General features: G+C 37.2%; 19 protein-coding genes. 17 read left to right on the forward strand and 2 right to left on the reverse strand.

Annotation, left to right across the window (positions count from 1 at the left end):
* The first annotated feature begins 14 nt into the window (after positions 1-14).
* From MSG95_RS02465 to pyrF, 16 genes are all read left to right on the forward strand, one after another.
* The gene (locus MSG95_RS02465) at positions 15-788 is read left to right on the forward strand and encodes a TatD family hydrolase (RefSeq protein ID WP_039251402.1); all 774 of its coding nucleotides are present in this window, start codon (positions 15-17) and stop codon (positions 786-788) included.
* Between the two features lie 37 nt (positions 789-825).
* Positions 826-1,434 carry a TetR/AcrR family transcriptional regulator gene (locus MSG95_RS02470; protein WP_000375838.1) on the forward strand — a complete coding sequence of 203 codons (609 nt, stop codon included), beginning with the start codon at positions 826-828 and terminating at the stop codon, positions 1,432-1,434.
* 9 nt (positions 1,435-1,443) lie between these two features.
* The gene (locus tag MSG95_RS02475; RefSeq protein WP_004701984.1) at positions 1,444-1,995 is read left to right on the forward strand and encodes a type II secretion system protein; all 552 of its coding nucleotides are present in this window, start codon (positions 1,444-1,446) and stop codon (positions 1,993-1,995) included.
* A complete protein-coding gene (gene gspI / locus MSG95_RS02480; protein WP_019458993.1) occupies positions 1,985-2,365 on the forward strand; it encodes a type II secretion system minor pseudopilin GspI in 381 nt (126 codons plus the stop codon). Before MSG95_RS02475 ends, gspI begins: the two co-directional genes overlap by 11 nt.
* Positions 2,365-3,066 carry a type II secretion system minor pseudopilin GspJ gene (gene gspJ / locus MSG95_RS02485; RefSeq protein ID WP_077165452.1) on the forward strand — a complete coding sequence of 234 codons (702 nt, stop codon included), beginning with the start codon at positions 2,365-2,367 and terminating at the stop codon, positions 3,064-3,066. Before gspI ends, gspJ begins: the two co-directional genes overlap by 1 nt.
* Positions 3,066-4,025 carry a type II secretion system minor pseudopilin GspK gene (gspK, locus tag MSG95_RS02490; protein WP_039251398.1) on the forward strand — a complete coding sequence of 320 codons (960 nt, stop codon included), beginning with the start codon at positions 3,066-3,068 and terminating at the stop codon, positions 4,023-4,025. The genes gspJ and gspK overlap by 1 nt, the downstream gene beginning before the upstream one ends.
* Before the next feature lie 229 nt (positions 4,026-4,254).
* On the forward strand, positions 4,255-4,851 hold the full coding sequence (locus MSG95_RS02495) for a 6-pyruvoyl trahydropterin synthase family protein (RefSeq protein ID WP_039251397.1): 597 nt from the start codon (positions 4,255-4,257) through the stop codon (positions 4,849-4,851).
* Positions 4,852-4,901: 50 nt separating this feature from the next.
* Positions 4,902-5,615, forward strand: a complete 714-nt coding sequence (ung, locus tag MSG95_RS02500; RefSeq protein ID WP_004701973.1) for a uracil-DNA glycosylase — start codon at positions 4,902-4,904, stop codon at positions 5,613-5,615.
* Positions 5,612-6,736, forward strand: a complete 1,125-nt coding sequence (locus tag MSG95_RS02505) for an enoyl-CoA hydratase/isomerase family protein (RefSeq protein WP_324644943.1) — start codon at positions 5,612-5,614, stop codon at positions 6,734-6,736. Before ung ends, MSG95_RS02505 begins: the two co-directional genes overlap by 4 nt.
* Positions 6,737-6,743: 7 nt before the next feature.
* Complete coding sequence (tadA, locus tag MSG95_RS02510) at positions 6,744-7,247, forward strand: tRNA adenosine(34) deaminase TadA (protein WP_031944964.1); 504 nt, start codon at positions 6,744-6,746, stop codon at positions 7,245-7,247.
* 69 nt (positions 7,248-7,316) lie between these two features.
* The gene (locus MSG95_RS02515) at positions 7,317-7,757 is read left to right on the forward strand and encodes an SRPBCC family protein (protein WP_077165453.1); all 441 of its coding nucleotides are present in this window, start codon (positions 7,317-7,319) and stop codon (positions 7,755-7,757) included.
* Positions 7,758-7,767: 10 nt separating this feature from the next.
* Entirely contained in the window at positions 7,768-8,454 is a 687-nt protein-coding gene (gene cmk, locus MSG95_RS02520) for a (d)CMP kinase (RefSeq protein ID WP_019459000.1), read from the forward strand.
* Positions 8,455-8,558: 104 nt separating this feature from the next.
* The gene (rpsA, locus tag MSG95_RS02525; RefSeq protein WP_002050239.1) at positions 8,559-10,232 is read left to right on the forward strand and encodes a 30S ribosomal protein S1; all 1,674 of its coding nucleotides are present in this window, start codon (positions 8,559-8,561) and stop codon (positions 10,230-10,232) included.
* A 156-nt stretch (positions 10,233-10,388) separates the two neighbouring features.
* Positions 10,389-10,691 carry an integration host factor subunit beta gene (locus MSG95_RS02530; protein WP_004701961.1) on the forward strand — a complete coding sequence of 101 codons (303 nt, stop codon included), beginning with the start codon at positions 10,389-10,391 and terminating at the stop codon, positions 10,689-10,691.
* Between the two features lie 23 nt (positions 10,692-10,714).
* Positions 10,715-11,080 carry a lipopolysaccharide assembly protein LapA domain-containing protein gene (locus MSG95_RS02535; protein ID WP_004701960.1) on the forward strand — a complete coding sequence of 122 codons (366 nt, stop codon included), beginning with the start codon at positions 10,715-10,717 and terminating at the stop codon, positions 11,078-11,080.
* A 169-nt stretch (positions 11,081-11,249) separates the two neighbouring features.
* Complete coding sequence (pyrF, locus tag MSG95_RS02540) at positions 11,250-11,948, forward strand: orotidine-5'-phosphate decarboxylase (RefSeq protein WP_049063992.1); 699 nt, start codon at positions 11,250-11,252, stop codon at positions 11,946-11,948.
* On the opposite strand, the gene MSG95_RS02545 is transcribed toward pyrF, so the two are convergent.
* Together MSG95_RS02545 and MSG95_RS02550 are read right to left on the reverse strand one after the other, a co-directional pair.
* A complete protein-coding gene (locus MSG95_RS02545) occupies positions 11,945-12,856 on the reverse strand; it encodes a lysine exporter LysO family protein (protein ID WP_039251393.1) in 912 nt (303 codons plus the stop codon). The two genes, pyrF and MSG95_RS02545, sit on opposite strands and share 4 nt — an antisense overlap.
* A gap of 46 nt (positions 12,857-12,902) precedes the next feature.
* Positions 12,903-14,411 carry a flavin-containing monooxygenase gene (locus MSG95_RS02550; RefSeq protein ID WP_077165454.1) on the reverse strand — a complete coding sequence of 503 codons (1,509 nt, stop codon included), beginning with the start codon at positions 14,409-14,411 and terminating at the stop codon, positions 12,903-12,905.
* A 160-nt stretch (positions 14,412-14,571) separates the two neighbouring features.
* Between MSG95_RS02550 and MSG95_RS02555 the strand changes: the two genes are divergently transcribed.
* Positions 14,572-15,591: an AraC family transcriptional regulator gene (locus tag MSG95_RS02555; protein WP_213033502.1), complete on the forward strand. Its 1,020-nt coding sequence runs from the start codon at positions 14,572-14,574 to the stop codon at positions 15,589-15,591.
* The last annotated feature ends 47 nt before the right edge of the window (positions 15,592-15,638 follow it).

The raw sequence follows: 15,638 nt of genomic DNA on the forward strand, positions 1-15,638 counted from the left end.
GTTAGGAAAGAACAGTGTTTGTTGATACCCATTGCCATTTAACAATGTTGGATTTAACACCTTATAACGGTGATTTAGATCTTGCCCTCGCTGCTGCGCGAGCAGAAGGCGTTTCTAAGTTTATGGCAATTTCAGTTGACCTTGATGATCATATTGCTTTAGCTGAAATCGCAAAGCGTCATGAAGACGTTGGGTATACCGTTGGTGTGCATCCTTGTGAGGATGTAGATATCATGGCCCGAGCAACCACTGAGTATTTGACTGAGTTAGCTCAATCAGAAAAAGTGTGGGCTTTAGGCGAGACAGGTTTAGATTATTACCACAGCACTGACTTTATTAATGAGCAAAAGGCTTGTTTTGCTCGACATATTCAAGCCTCTAAAAATGTCAAAAAGCCAGTAGTTGTTCATACACGTTCAGCCAAACATGATACGGTAGATATTATTCGAGCTGAACAATCTACACATGGTATTTTGCACTGTTTTACTGAAGACTGGGAAACAGCAAAAGCCGTATTAGACTGCGGTTACTATATTTCCTTTTCAGGGATTGTTTCATTTAAAAATGCTCAAGATTTACGAGATGTTGCCAAGCAAGTGCCTTTAGATCGACTTTTAATTGAAACAGATAGTCCTTATTTGGCTCCAGTGCCATATCGTGGTAAAACAAATGAACCAAAATACGTGCCCTATGTAGCGAAAGCACTTAGTGATGTATATGATAAGTCGGTTGAGGAAATTGCAAGAATCACTTCTCAAAATTTTGAAAATTTACTCAAAGCGATTTAACTTATAGAAACTATATAAAGAGAGTAATTGCGTGAAGATGGACCGTCAAGCTCAGTTCCGAGCAAGAGAAGCGTTAATATTTCAAGTTGCGGAACAGTTGTTGTTAGAAAATGGCGAAGCCGGAATGACACTTGATGTGCTGGCTGCTGAGCTTGATTTGGCAAAAGGTACCTTGTATAAACATTTTCAAAGTAAAGATGAATTGTACATGCTGTTAATTATTCGTAATGAGCGCATGCTACTTGAAATGGTCCAAGACACTGAAAAAGCTTTTCCAGAACATTTGGCTTTCTTTATGTTGCATCATTTGCACCACCCAGAACGAACAGTTTTGTTTCATCAAATTGAAGAAAAGCTTTCGATTACTGCTCAAGGTGTACACCATCTTTTTAATGAGTTGTATCAGGTAAGAAAACAGCGCTTACGTATCATTATTCGTATGACGGACCATTATTTAGAGTCAATCCAGAGTCATATGACTACGCGCGATTACTTGGCTTCAATCTGGTCGCTCACTCATGGAGCTGCTGCAATTCTGAACTCAAGTTTTTACCAACGTTATTTGGGTTCAAGAGATACTTTAAGGGTAGCTTATATTGATCAGGCATTGGCCTTACCGAAACAAGCAGTTGAGCAATACGCTTAATAGGTCGATATGAAATCGAAATCATTTCAATCACAAAAAGGCTTTACCCTCATAGAAGTGATGGTGGTCATCGTGATTATGACAATTATGACCTCACTTGTTGTATTGAACATCGGCGGTATAGACCAAAAGAAGGCAATGCAGGCACGAGAGTTATTTTTATTAGATTTGCAGAAAATTAATAAAGAATCACTTGATCAATCGCGTGTATTAGCTTTAGAAACTCATGGTGAGACAGATGTCTCACCATTTTCTTATGAATTATACGAATATCACGATCAAAGTACCTTGCAAGTACAAGATATAAAAAACCAATGGCAGAAATATGCTGAGTTTAAAACACGGCAACTTCCTACGCATGTGTCTTTCTCTGTGCAACCGATAGATGGGCAGAATTATTCTAAAGCTAAAAATACCGATTTAGTGGGAGGGCAAACGCCTCAACTCATTTGGTTTGGCAATGGTGAAGCCAAGACTGTTAAAATACAATTTTATCTAGAACAAAAACCGATTGGTTCAGAAATACAAATAGATCATTTGGGTAAAATTAATGAAATCTAAAGGCTTTACCCTATTAGAGGTTATGGTAGCTCTTGCAATCTTTGCAGTAGCAGCTGTCGCTTTAACTAAAGTGGCTATGCAGTACACACAGTCTACTTCTAATGCGATTTTACGAACTAAAGCTCAATTTGTAGCAATGAATGAAATTGCTATGATGGAGATTAACCAAGAGTGGTTGCAGGGTACTCAAAGTAAGCAAGTAACTTCCCAAGGTGAGACTTGGCAGATTGATAAATCAGCTGAATCGACTGTTAGCCCTAATGTTCAAAAAATTGATGTACAAATTAGCTTATATGATCCGGATAAGGGAAAAGTACAAAACGGTATTACGCATATGGTCTTTTTTAATTATCCAGTGAAAGCAAAATAATGATAAAAAATAAGTACTTTTGCACCCGAAACACTGTTTCTTATCTTGCGGCGCGATCGAGCAGTGCTCGATTAGCTCGCGCCTCAGGATTTACGTTGGTTGAGTTATTGGTTGCGATTGCTATTTTCGCGGTTTTATCTTTATTGGGGTGGAAAATATTCGATTATTTGCTCAAGGTTCGTGATCGTAATGCTGAACATGAAGTGCATTTATTTGAATTACAAGATGCTTATCAACAAATTCTTCGTGATACTCTGCAAATTATTCCTTTATCTGCAAATCAAGGTGGGCAACTCCATCCAGCTTTAGAAATCGATAATCAAATTTTACGTTTTAGCAAAGCAGGCGTAACTGATCCTTTAAAACAGGGTTTGTCACCATTTGAACGAATTGAATATCGTTATGATGCTGATCAAAAAAAACTATATCGTCTTAAATATACAAATTTAAATACCTCGAATAACGAGCAACCTTTATCAAGTACCTTGCTAAGTCAAGTTGACCAATATCAGATCATGGTTTTAACTCCGCAAGAAGTAACAAAATGGCCCGAAGTTAATATTGATCCAACAAAACCTAACGAGTTAAAAAAATTACCGAAAGGAATAAAAATCCAAGTTACAGTTGCAGGAGTAAGTTATGAATGGATTTATAGCTTAAATCAAAGCAACTTAGCACTTTCTCAGCAAGGTGGTTCATAATGGTTATTCGTTATAAGCACCAACAGGGCGTGGCTTTATTGACAATACTTATTATGGTCGCCTTGGCTACAATTTTAGCTGCTTCAATTGCCAAGCATCAAAATAATACTATGGAAAATACAGCTTACTTAATGCGGCAAAATCAATCTTTGCTCTATGCAAAAAGTGCAGAAGCTTTTTTTTCGGAATTATTAATTCAAGATGCAAATAATGCTGGTGGAGTGGATCATTTAAAGGAAACATGGGCGCAACCTATGCCACCGTTCCCAGTGGAAGATGGTTCTGTCTCAGGGCGTTTACTTGATGAGTCGGGGAAGTTTAATCTAAATAATTTGACCAACGGGGAAGGCGCTGTTAATGAAGATGCTAAAAATTGGTTCGAGCGTTTGCTTGTACGAGTAGGTTTACCCGCTGAGTTAAGTCAAGCTGTTATTGATTGGCAAGACCCAAATGATGAACCAGCTGGACCAATGGGAGCAGAAAGTAGTTATTATCAAGGTTTAGATCCAAGCTATATGACTGCAAATACTAAATTTCATCGTATTGAAGAGTTAAAGCTGGTCAGAGGCTTTGAAGGTAAAAAATATGACCTTATCTCTCCATATATTTCTGCCTTACCTGAAAATACGAAGTTAAATATTAATACTGCTTCACCATTGGTTTTAGCAAGTATTGATGAAAAACTAGATATGGGAACTATAGAAAAAGAATTACAAGCACGACAGCAAAACTTAAAGTTCTTTCAAAATGTTGATGAACTTTGGCAATTGAATGCTTTTTCAGCGGTTGATAGTGAGAAGAAAAAGCAGGTGAGTGGTTTTATTGATGTTAAATCCAACTTCTTTCAAGCTCAAATTGAAGTTGTTCTAAACAATAGAAAGCGTCAGTTTACCAGTGCTTTAATGCGAAAAGACAAGCAAGTATATGTATATTCCAGAAGCTTGGCTCCATTTAACTAAATAAATTTATTGATATTTTTTTTGAGTCTGTAATACTTGAAACTTATTAATAAAAGGGATGGGGTCATATTTCTGCATAGACAGTATTTAAAGTAAAAATCAATATCTTCAAAATTCCTTCACATCTCTTATCATACTTTTTGCTAATTGTTTCTATTTGAAAAGTGGTGCGAAGTTTTTGTCTTTTGCTTTATAATAATGTTCTTAGAAGGAATGATCGATTTGGCACATGTTAATTCGTAAGTTATTTAAGTTTGAAAATGCACATGTTGTACGTAACTGTACATCGGATCGTTGTAAGCGATCGATTCATGGGCATAGTTATAAAGTCGAGTTATTACTTAAAGCTTCGAAATTAGATCATGGACAAATGGTATATGATTTTGGACTGTTAAAAGGTGTAATTAAAGACCTTTTTGATAGTTTTGATCATGCGATTTGTTTCTGGGAAAAAGATGATCCTCAATATATCGATGCTTGTAAGACTTTTAGTGCACGTTGGATTTCTTTACCAGTGTCTCCATCTGCCGAACAATTTTCTCGTATCTTCTATTTCTTAGCTCAACAGGTATTACAATCGACCGTTACCCAAAATGGGGAAGGCGATGTTGAAGTTTATTCAGTGATTGTTCATGAAACCGATACGGGATATGCCCAAAGTTTCCTTGAAGATATTCAAAATGAGCAAATGGGTTTGTTAAACCTTGAAGGAATTGTTTTTTCAGAACAAGTTCAATCTGAGTGGACTGATCCACAAATGTATGAAAATTTAAAACAAGGGATTAAATTTCATAATCCGCATGTTAACTTACAAGTAGAAGTGTAAGTTAACTTCCCTTTGTTTTTAGAAATGAAAATTGATCTAGGATGACATTAATGCAATTAACTGAGCAACAGCAAGACAAACTCAGTAAAGTTCAATTAGAAGAAAGCTGGAAAAGCTCATTAACTCCATTTTTGCTGAGCCCTTATATGGATAGTTTGCGAGACTTTCTCTTCCAAGAGAAGCAAGCTCAGAAAACAATATATCCACCAAGCAAACAAATTTTTAGTGCTTTAAATATTACGCCTTTAGATCATGTAAAGGTCGTTATTTTAGGGCAAGATCCATATCATGGCCCTAATCAGGCGAATGGGTTAAGTTTCTCTGTACAAAAAGGGATTGCATTACCTCCTTCTTTACGTAATATTTTTCATGAATTAAACACTGATTTAGGTGTACCTGTTTCGCGTCATGGTGATTTAACTAAATGGGCCGAGCAAGGTGTACTTTTATTAAATAGTGTACTTACTGTAGAAGCAGGACAACCAACATCACATCAAAAACAAGGTTGGGAAGAATTTTCTGACGCAGTAATTGATGTTTTAAATGAACAACGTGAGCACATCGTGTTTATTTTATGGGGTGCTTATGCACAACGTAAAGGACAACGTATAAATAGAGAAAAACATTTGGTTTTAACAGCTGCACATCCATCACCACTTGCGGCTAATCGTGGTGGTTTCTTTGGGTGTAAAGTGTTTTCAAAAACAAATCAATATTTGAAACAACATGGCATTGAGCCCATAGACTGGCAATTGGACGCATGATGAACTCTCCCAATGTAAATAGCTATCATCCGGATTTGGTAGTTGAAGAAGCGAAAAATGGTTGGCGTATTGTACGTTTGAATCGACCTAAATCATTACATGCTTTAGATGAATCAATCGTAACGGCTTTATTACGAGTATTTGAAGACTTCCGTGATGATGAGCGAGTAAAAGCAATTTGGTTGGATTCGACAACACCAAAAGCTTTTTGTGCAGGCGGAGATGTGCGCAAATTACGTCAGCTGGTGATCAATCAAGAAGTAGAAACAGCAAATAAGTTTTTCCAGCAAGAATATGCTTTGGATTTACTGTTGCATAACTATGCCAAACCTATTGTGGTGTGGGGCGAAGGTTATGTAATGGGTGGTGGACTAGGCTTGTTCATGGCGGCGCCTTTCCGGCTTGTTACGCCATATTCACGTTTAGCAATGCCTGAAATTAACATTGGCCTATATCCGGATGTTGGAGCAAGCCGTTTCCTTGCTGACCGTGGGCAAATTGGTTTATTTACTGGTTTGACTGGTTCAATTATGACTGCTGCTGGGGCATTTAGCATTGGTTGGGCGACACATATTTGTGAAGCACAACGTGATAATGTCCTGCAAAAAGTACTTAATATTAATTGGGCTCACTATCCGGCAGGTGATTTCCGCGCGATTGATGATACTTTAAATAGTTTGCATCGCCCGGTTGCAGCAGGGCCATTACAAAATTCGTTAGATGTTATCCATAGTGTTTGTCGTGGTTCAAGTTTTGAACAAGACTATCAATCAATTGTTAGCTTACGAGATGCAAGCAGTGATTGGTTGCGTCAAGCCAGCGAAAACTTGCAAAAGGGTTCACCGAGCACAGCAGCCATTACTTGGTTATTATGGCAATGGGGTAAGCAAGTACATTCTTGGAACGAAGTTTTTGATTTAGAAGCGCAAATCTCTGAATGGAAAATTCGTCATCCTGATTTTGTCGAAGGTGTTCGTGCCCGTTTAGTTGATAAAGATTTATCGCCAGAATGGAAAGCATGTGAAGACCTTAGCTTAAGAGGTATTTTGGCTGATGATCCACCAATAACGTCTATTGATAGCTGGAATGCCTTACTTAGACAATATGGCGTAGTTTCATAGTCAATAAATGTCCAAATTTAGTAACGAGTATTGGATGCAGCTTGCTTACGAGCAAGCTGAGTTAGCGGCTGAACAGGGTGAAATTCCTGTAGGTGCTGTAATCGTAAGTCAAAATAAATTAATTGGAGCAGGTTTTAATGCTCCAATTGGTTTATCTGATCCTACTGCCCATGCGGAAATTCAAGCTATTCGTGCGGCTTGTGACTCATTGAAAAATTATCGTTTACCAGACGACGCAACTTTGTATGTTACGCTTGAACCTTGCACGATGTGTGTAGGGGCCTTAGTACATGCAAGGATTAAACATGTTGTGTTTGGTACAACAGAACCTAAAGCTGGTTCACTTGTCAGTGCGCGTCAATTATTAGAAAATGGTTATTACAATCATAAATTTACTTTTGAGCAAGGGTGTTTACATGAAAAATGTGCTCAACAGTTAAGTCTTTTTTTTAAGCAAAGACGTGAACAAAAGAAAAAAGAGAAACAACAAAAAACGTCCTTAAATGATTAAAAAATGTCATGGGGTTATGGCAAACTAGCGCCGTTTCATTGACATGATTTATTTAAATAAGGAACTTTCATGCGTAATGTAATTACTATACAAAAAGAATTTAATGCTCCGCTGTGTGATGTATTTAACCTGCTTTCTAAACATGCAACTTACAACAAGGCATTTGCTCCACTACAAGTTGTACGTGTGAAAGACTCAACAGATCCTGAAAGACCAGATGGGGTTGGTTCTATTCGTCGTATGGGATTTGGTGCAATTAAACCGCTTAAAGAAGAAATTACTCATCTCGAAGAAAACAAGCGTATTGAATATAAATTGATTGATAATCCTTTAATTAAACATCATTTAGGTCGTATCGAGTTTTCTGAAATTACCCCTTATATTACTTTGGTCACTTATCGTATCGAATTAACAGCAAAAGCTCCTGTTGTAAGTAAATTAATTCTTGCACAGCTAAAACTAGCGATTACACTAGGCTTTTCGAGATTAGCTAAAGCATTTGCTTCTTAGTGAGAGTTCAATGACAGTTCAAATTATTACTATTGATGGTCCGAGCGGTTCGGGTAAAGGAACATTAGCAGCTAAACTTGCTGCGTATTATCAATTTCATTTACTTGACTCTGGTGCCTTGTATCGTTTGTTAGGGTTGTCATTACATAAACATGATTTGTTAGAAAAATTAGATAGCCATTTAGATGAGTGTGTGAATTATGCTCGTCAGCTTAATATCAAGTTTGAAACTTCACCTGAGGGAACATTAGTTTTCCTTGATGGAGAAGATGTATCGCAAACCATCCGCACAGAGCGAGTTGGTGAATATGCATCTAAAGTTGCAGCAATTCCTGAACTTAGACAAGCACTTTTTGATCGTCAGAGAGCATTTGCACAAACTCCAGGTTTAGTTGCAGATGGCCGAGATATGGCAACATCAATTTTCCCAGAAGCTAATGCAAAAATTTATCTGACAGCTTCGGCTGAGTCGCGTGCTGAGCGAAGAGTAAAACAGTTGCAGGGCATGGGGCTAGATGCTAAAATAAACGACATTTTAGCTAATATACAAGCGCGTGACAAAAGAGATATGGAGCGAGAAGTTGCTCCTCTCAAGCCAGCCGCAGATGCCTATATTATTGATAGTTCGGAATTAACGATCGATCAAGTATTTAAGTTAATGGTTGATTATGTCAATAGCCGTACTGTTAGCAACTAAGATTATCAGTTGACGCATAGCTTGATCAGTCTATAAAGACTATGTTGATACTTAACTAAACCGGCCTTGTCTGATCCAAGACCGCTGAATTTATCAGGTATATCATGACCGAATCTTTTGCAGCCCTCTTTGAAGAAAGTGAATTAAACCTCAACGTTGAAAAGGGTGCAGTCATCCAAGGTGTTGTTGTAAACATCGATAGCGACTGGGTTACTGTTGACACTGGCCTTAAATCAGAAGGCATTGTTGATCGTGCTGAATTTTTAAATGAACAACGTGAACTTGAAGTTCAGGTTGGCGATACTGTTGACGTAGTTGTTGAAGCTCTTGACAACGGTATGGGTCAAACAGTTTTATCACGTGAAAAAGCTAAACGTGCTGAAACTTGGACTAAACTTGAAAAAATCTTTGAAGATGGCGAAATCGTTACTGGTGTTATCTCTGGTAAAGTTAAAGGCGGTTTCACTGTTGACATCGGTCCTGTTCGTGCATTCTTACCAGGTTCATTAGTTGACACTCGTCCTATCCGTGACACTACTCATCTTGAAGGTAAAGAGTTAGAGTTTAAAGTAATCAAACTTGATGCTAAACGTAACAACGTTGTTGTATCTCGTCGTGCTGTTATGGAAGCTGAATCTTCTGCTGACCGTGAAGCATTACTTGCTCAACTTGAAGAAGGTCAAACAGTTACAGGTACTATCAAAAACCTTACTGATTACGGTGCATTCGTTGATCTTGGCGGTATTGATGGTCTTCTTCATATCACAGATATGGCTTGGAAGCGTATCAAGCATCCTTCAGAAGTTGTTGAAGTTGGTCAAGAAGTTACTGTTAAAGTACTTAAATTTGACCGTGAACGTAACCGCGTATCTTTAGGCCTTAAGCAATTAGGCGAAGATCCATGGTTAGCGATCATGAGCCGTTACCCTAAAGGTTCTATCGTTAAAGCACGTGTTACTAACTTAACTGACTACGGTTGTTTCGCTGAAATCGCGGAAGGCGTTGAAGGTTTAGTACACGTTTCTGAAATGGACCACACTAACAAAAACATCCACCCATCTAAAGTTGTTCAGATCGGTGACGAAGTTGATGTTATGGTTCTTGAAGTTGACGAAGAACGTCGTCGTATCAGCCTTGGTATCAAACAAACTCGTGCTAACCCATGGGAAGAGTTTGCTAAGTCTCATGAGAAAGGCGAAAAAGTTTCAGGCACAATCAAGTCAATCACTGACTTTGGTATCTTCATTGGTTTAAATGGCGGTATCGACGGTCTAGTTCACTTGTCTGATATTTCTTGGAACGAACAAGGCGAAGAAGCTATCCGTCGTTACAAGAAAGGTGACACAGTTGAAGCTGTTATCTTGTCTGTAGACGCTGAAGGTAACCGTATCAGCCTTGGTATCAAGCAATTGAACAGCGATCCGTTCAATGATTTCTTAGCTGCTAACGAACGTGGTGCTTTAGTTAAAGGTACTGTGACTGCAGTTGATGCTCGTGGCGCAACTGTTAAGTTAGCTGACGAAGTTGAAGCAACTCTTAAAGCTTCTGAAATCAACCGTGACCGCGTTGAAGATGCGACTAAATTCTTGGAAGTTGGTCAAGAAGTTGAAGCGAAAATCATCAACGTTGATCGTAAATCTCGCTCTATCAACTTGTCTATCAAAGCGAAAGACGAAGCTGAAGAGAAAGAAGCAGTTGCTAACTTACGTACAGCATCAGCTTCTCAAGAAAATGGTCCTAAGACTATTGGTGACTTGATCAAAGCACAAATGAAGTAATAAGTTAACAAAGTACAGTTTCATGTAACGAAATTGTACTTTTTATACAAATTACTGTAAACGGTAGCGTAGTATTCAACATACTGCGCTACCGTTTTGTATTTAAACAGGTTATTATCAAACGACTTAGAGTAGTAATAAATAACGAGGTCGTAGATGACTACTGAAGCTCTTAATAAGTCTGATTTAATCGAACGCATTTCGCTAAAAAATCCACACTTGGCTGAACCTTTAGTGGAAGAAGCGGTTAAAATCATGATTGATCAAATGATTGAAGCTCTTTCGACGGACAACCGTATTGAAATCCGTGGTTTTGGTAGCTTTGCTTTACATCACCGTGAACCTAGAGTTGGTCGCAACCCTAAAACTGGTAAGTCAGTTGATGTTGCAGCAAAGGCTGTTCCGCACTTTAAACCAGGTAAAGCACTACGTGATGCAGTGAATGAATCTGGAAAATAAATAAAAACTCATAAGGGGTGCCTATGCGTTATATTCTAATTGCATTACTCATTATTTTATTTGGCTATTCTTTAGCACTCGTTTTGCAGAACCCAACAGAACTTCCTGTTGATTTATTATTTACTCAAGTTCCAGCAATGCGTTTAGGGCTATTATTGTTGCTTACCTTAGCGCTTGGAATTGTGGTTGGACTTTTATTAGGTGTGCAAGTTTTCCGAGTCTTTCAAAAAGGCTGGGAAATCAAACGTCTTCGCAAAGATATTGATCATTTGAGAAAAGAACAAATTCAAACTGCTCAATTGGCAGCGGCAGAAGCAGCTGCAAATGTAAGACACGAAAAAACTGTTGTAGATATTTATCCGCAAGATAAAAACTCTACTCCGTTATAATTATTTTTGATACTACTCTTTATCCAGTTATAAAGAGTAGTATTTTTCATTTCTATATTTCAATTACTAAATAAATTCAAAATCAATATTTTCTTATTCAAAAACTTGTCTCAATAGATTTCTTTATTAGTAGCTGACTTGTCTATTATAATAGCGCTGATTTTATGTGATGGAAGAAAGTCTCTTGAGTATCATTGTTGCGTTGGATGCTAAAAGCCAATATGACGCTTTAAAAATTGTTGAACAACTCGATCCTACGTTATGCCGTGTAAAGGTAGGTAAAGAGCTTTTTACTCATGAAGGCCCATCTGTTGTAAAAAAACTTCAAGATGAAAATTTCGAAGTTTTCCTTGATTTAAAATTCCATGATATTCCTAATACGACTGCTCAAGCTGTATGTGCTGCAGCAGATTTGGGGGTATGGATGGTGAACGTACATGCATCAGGTGGTCGTAAAATGATGGAGACCTGTGTTGAGCGTTTAAAGGCAGGTAATTATCAAACTCAGCTAATTGCAGTAACAGTTTTAACTTCAATGGGACGTGAGGACTTAAAAGATATTGGTTTAGATATCGAACCTGTAGAACAAGTTAAAAGATTGGCTAAACTTACCAAAGACAGTGGTTTAGATGGTGTAGTCTGTTCTGCTCAAGAAGCTAAAATTCTCCGTGAATTAATTGGACAAGATTTTTCTTTAGTTACTCCAGGAATACGTCCAGAAGGTAGCAATGCCGATGACCAAAAACGTATTGTGACTCCAAAACAAGCAATGCTTGATGGTTCTACTCATTTAGTTATTGGTCGCCCGATTACTAAAGCAGAAGATCCAACTGAGATGTTGAAATCAATTCTTGCTTCAATTGCTTAAAAGTTTAAAAACACAGTAATTAAAAGTGGAGCGAGCAGGCTTAAAAGTAAGCCACTCATCATGGCGTGTGGTACATAATGTGTGCCACATGACTGTTTTACCATAGCTAATGTTACATCCATTGACGTAGCGCCAGCGCTTGAGATTGCTGGACGCGGAAAACGCCATCCCATTGTATACATCAGTAAAATTGCCACTATTTCTCTAAATAGATCTGTAAGTAAAGCAATTCCGCCTAACTCGGCTGAATGTAACTGTGTAAATAAAATACCTGACATTGAATACCAGCCATAGCCTTGAGCCAAGGCTAGCATTTCGTTGAGTGTAAAATGGTTACCTAGTAAGAAATAGTTGAGAAACCCAGCTATACATGAACCTATAAAAGCAGCCAATGGCACAATAAGGATTTTCCAGCTTAACCATGTTCGATTAAAATGAGTAAAAGCTAATTCGATACCAATCAGAAAAATAAAAACTAATAGCAAGTACCAGCTATTAAATGGAATATGTACATTTAATCGAGTTAAAAAAATACCTAAAATGATACCTACAGCTAAAGCCAAAAATGCCTTCGCAATATTTTTTAAAGCATTTATAAAAAGTTGAAGTGAAATTTTTCCTTTTACACTTTCTTTATCAAAAACTGTATAAGCCAATAAACATGTAAAAAAGGAACCGAGTGATGTCGTGACTGCAATTAATAGGGCAGGTGGCAGTATGGTAGAAGGATTGTTAATTTGATCAAGCGCAAGCGTTAATTCTAAAGCAACACTTGTGAGTAAAATATATGAAAAATAGGGCAAAACTTTGAAAATAAATTTTCGAATATTTAACGAAAGTTTAGGGCCTAAAAAGTAACCAAAAGCTATGACAATAAAAATTTGAATAATGAGGCTAACAGATTGCATATAATAGATAGATTGTTATCAACCTATCTATTATGTATTGAACATTCTATGCTGCATAGCTTTTAGAGCATTTATTTAGCAGCAAATAATCTTTGGTATTCACTTTACGGGTTTCTAGCCAATACTTCCAAGTGTAAGTTGGCCATAAGGAAAAGTTCTTTCCATCGGCAGCCTGATACCAGCTATTACAGCCCCCAGCTTGCCATACTGTCCCTTGAAGTTGTTTCTGTATTCTTTCATTGAAAGCATCTTGGACTTCCGGTTTAATTTCTATCGCGTGTTGACCAGATTTATCGACAAGTTCAATCAGCTGTAAAATATAATTAACTTGTGACTCAATCATAAAAATAACTGAGTTATGACCTAAAACAGTATTTGGCCCAACGAGTTGGAATAAATTAGGAAAATTCTTGGTCATAATGCCATAATAACTTTCTGCACCATCTTTCCAAGCTTGTTTTAATTCAATTTGATTTCGGCCAATACAAGTAAAATGTTTTAAGTAAATACGCGGGTCGGTAATAAAACCAGTTCCATAAATCAAGCAATCGATAGGCCTTTCTTTTCCATCTTTTGTGATAATGCTGTGCTCTTTAATTTCTTGAATACCATCTGTCACTAATTCAACATTTTTACGGTTAAATGTCGGAAAGTATTTATTTGAAATAAGAATGCGTTTACAACCCATCACGAAGTCTGGTGTAAGTTTTTTAGCTAATTCTTTATCTTTGACTTGAAAACGTATAAAAGCCTCAGCTAATTTTTGCCCATATTTCATGATTTGAGGCTGGACAATTGGCACAACGCGGGATTCGTTACTCCAATAAAGGCGACTGCGATGAACTTGTCTATAAAGATTAGACGTTTTAAATAGGGCTTTACTTAAGTTTGAGTATTTGCGCTCATCTCTTGGAATCACCCATGCGGCTGTTCTTTGAAACACATATAGTTGTTTAACATCTTTTGCAATTTCTGGAATATATTGAATTGCACTACCACCTGTACCAATAGAGGCAACTGATTTATCTATAAGGTTATAGTTATGTTCCCATTGTGATGAATGAAATACCTTACCTTTAAACTTTTCGATACCATGAATATGAGGAATTTGTGGAATATGTAAGGGCCCAGAAGCAAATACTACAAATTGTGCTTCGAGAGAAGGTTGGTTTGTAAAGTCTAACGTCCATACATGGCGAGTTTCATCATACTGAACATGAGTAACTTCATGATTAAACTTACAGTAGTTTTTAATTTGATATTTTTGGGTTATATCTTGAATATAATCAAAAATTTCCGGTGCTTCTGCATAGCGTTTTGACCAGTCAGTTTTAGGTGCAAAAGATAAAGAATACATATGCGACTGAACGTCACATGCAGCTCCTGGATAGCGGTTTTCGCGCCAAGTTCCACCCACATCATTAGATTTTTCTAAAATAAGAAAATCTGTTTGCTTGTTCTGTAATAGACGAATAGCCATTGCAAGGCCACCGAATCCAGCACCAATAATTGCGATTTTAGTTTTTTGAATAGCGTTTTGTTTTGCACTGTGCATTGTAAACCCTGCATATACCGTAAAGAGGATTGCAAGAAAGACTAACGTTTTTTGATCAGTTTAAACATGATTGTACCGACGTGAAAATTGATATATTCGGCAATTAATTTTATTACTTCTTTATAGTAAAACATTTCAGTCTAGGGAAATTGATAGAAGAATGAAACGATCGGCACTTGGTTTAATCTATTTAATTCAAGGAATGCGCAATGCGGGCATTGATGTCGACTCACGTTTGGCTAATATAGGCATTAAAGTAGATTCTTTGGACCCAAGTTCAACAATTCACGATAGTTTAGAGTGGGATATTCAACAAATTATTAGTGAAAATGTTGATCCTGAAAAAGGTTTGTTCATCGGACAGCACTATGCATTAGCAGGTTATGGTCCTTTATTAATGTTACTTGTAACAAGCCAAGATATACAAACTGCATTGGAAAAAGGCATACAGTATCAAAAACTCACTCATTTATTTGGTACTTTAAGTTTACAAGAAACTGAAAATCACATCATTCTGAACTATTTACCTGTCGACTTAAAAACAGAAATTGGTTTACTTCGTGCCCAGTGTGAAATTTCAGGGACTTATAAATTTATTCAAGATATTTACACCATGATGGGTTTAACAATGCCTCTTATGCGTATAGATTTGCCATTTCCCAAACCAAATAATACAGATACCATTGCTCAATATTTCTCATATTATGGAGATGATCTGCATTTTAATTCTACACATGCAGCATTTAGCCTAAGTAAGAATGTGCTTGAAATAAAAGTTCCTTCAGCGGATATCATTACTCATCGTATCTATGAAGCTAAATGTATTAAAGAAATAAAACGATTAAATGAGCAAGATCATCAAATACCACCCATTATTCAATATGTACAAGATTATCTAGAGCTACAACAAGGAATTATCCCGAGCATGGCGGAAACCGCTTTCGCTTTAAAAATGCCTGAAAGGACATTAAGGCATCAATTGCAGCAGCTTAATACGAGTTATAAACAAATTCGTGAACAGATTATTAAGAATAAGGCGCTTAAACTTATGGAATATAAAGAATATTCAATAGAAGTTATTGCTGAGTCGCTTGGCTATTCTGAACCTGCAGCTTTTAATCATGCGTTTAAAAGATGGTTTGGGCAGAGCCCTCGGCAATATGGAAAAGAGTTTTACTGAGCATAACTCTTGATGCTAAAAGCTAATGTGGTCGGACAAAATGTTCG

It is taken from the genome of Acinetobacter sp. IK23, from assembly GCF_035615275.1.
GTDB lineage: Bacteria > Pseudomonadota > Gammaproteobacteria > Pseudomonadales > Moraxellaceae > Acinetobacter > Acinetobacter seifertii.

What these genes read in the sequence shown, in the direction of transcription:
- MSG95_RS02470 (WP_000375838.1), top strand. Translation starts at nt 826, where the DNA reads ATGGACCGTCAAGCTCAGTTCCGAGCAAGAGAAGCGTTAATATTTCAA.
- MSG95_RS02475 (WP_004701984.1), top strand. Translation starts at nt 1,444, where the DNA reads ATGAAATCGAAATCATTTCAATCACAAAAAGGCTTTACCCTCATAGAA.
- gspI (WP_019458993.1), top strand. Translation starts at nt 1,985, where the DNA reads ATGAAATCTAAAGGCTTTACCCTATTAGAGGTTATGGTAGCTCTTGCA.
- gspJ (WP_077165452.1), top strand. Translation starts at nt 2,365, where the DNA reads ATGATAAAAAATAAGTACTTTTGCACCCGAAACACTGTTTCTTATCTT.
- gspK (WP_039251398.1), top strand. Translation starts at nt 3,066, where the DNA reads ATGGTTATTCGTTATAAGCACCAACAGGGCGTGGCTTTATTGACAATA.
- MSG95_RS02495 (WP_039251397.1), top strand. Translation starts at nt 4,255, where the DNA reads ATGTTAATTCGTAAGTTATTTAAGTTTGAAAATGCACATGTTGTACGT.
- ung (WP_004701973.1), top strand. Translation starts at nt 4,902, where the DNA reads ATGCAATTAACTGAGCAACAGCAAGACAAACTCAGTAAAGTTCAATTA.
- MSG95_RS02505 (WP_324644943.1), top strand. Translation starts at nt 5,612, where the DNA reads ATGATGAACTCTCCCAATGTAAATAGCTATCATCCGGATTTGGTAGTT.
- tadA (WP_031944964.1), top strand. Translation starts at nt 6,744, where the DNA reads ATGTCCAAATTTAGTAACGAGTATTGGATGCAGCTTGCTTACGAGCAA.
- MSG95_RS02515 (WP_077165453.1), top strand. Translation starts at nt 7,317, where the DNA reads ATGCGTAATGTAATTACTATACAAAAAGAATTTAATGCTCCGCTGTGT.
- cmk (WP_019459000.1), top strand. Translation starts at nt 7,768, where the DNA reads ATGACAGTTCAAATTATTACTATTGATGGTCCGAGCGGTTCGGGTAAA.
- rpsA (WP_002050239.1), top strand. Translation starts at nt 8,559, where the DNA reads ATGACCGAATCTTTTGCAGCCCTCTTTGAAGAAAGTGAATTAAACCTC.
- MSG95_RS02530 (WP_004701961.1), top strand. Translation starts at nt 10,389, where the DNA reads ATGACTACTGAAGCTCTTAATAAGTCTGATTTAATCGAACGCATTTCG.
- MSG95_RS02535 (WP_004701960.1), top strand. Translation starts at nt 10,715, where the DNA reads ATGCGTTATATTCTAATTGCATTACTCATTATTTTATTTGGCTATTCT.
- pyrF (WP_049063992.1), top strand. Translation starts at nt 11,250, where the DNA reads ATGGAAGAAAGTCTCTTGAGTATCATTGTTGCGTTGGATGCTAAAAGC.
- MSG95_RS02545 (WP_039251393.1), bottom strand. Translation starts at nt 12,856, where the DNA reads ATGCAATCTGTTAGCCTCATTATTCAAATTTTTATTGTCATAGCTTTT.
- MSG95_RS02550 (WP_077165454.1), bottom strand. Translation starts at nt 14,411, where the DNA reads ATGCACAGTGCAAAACAAAACGCTATTCAAAAAACTAAAATCGCAATT.
- MSG95_RS02555 (WP_213033502.1), top strand. Translation starts at nt 14,572, where the DNA reads ATGAAACGATCGGCACTTGGTTTAATCTATTTAATTCAAGGAATGCGC.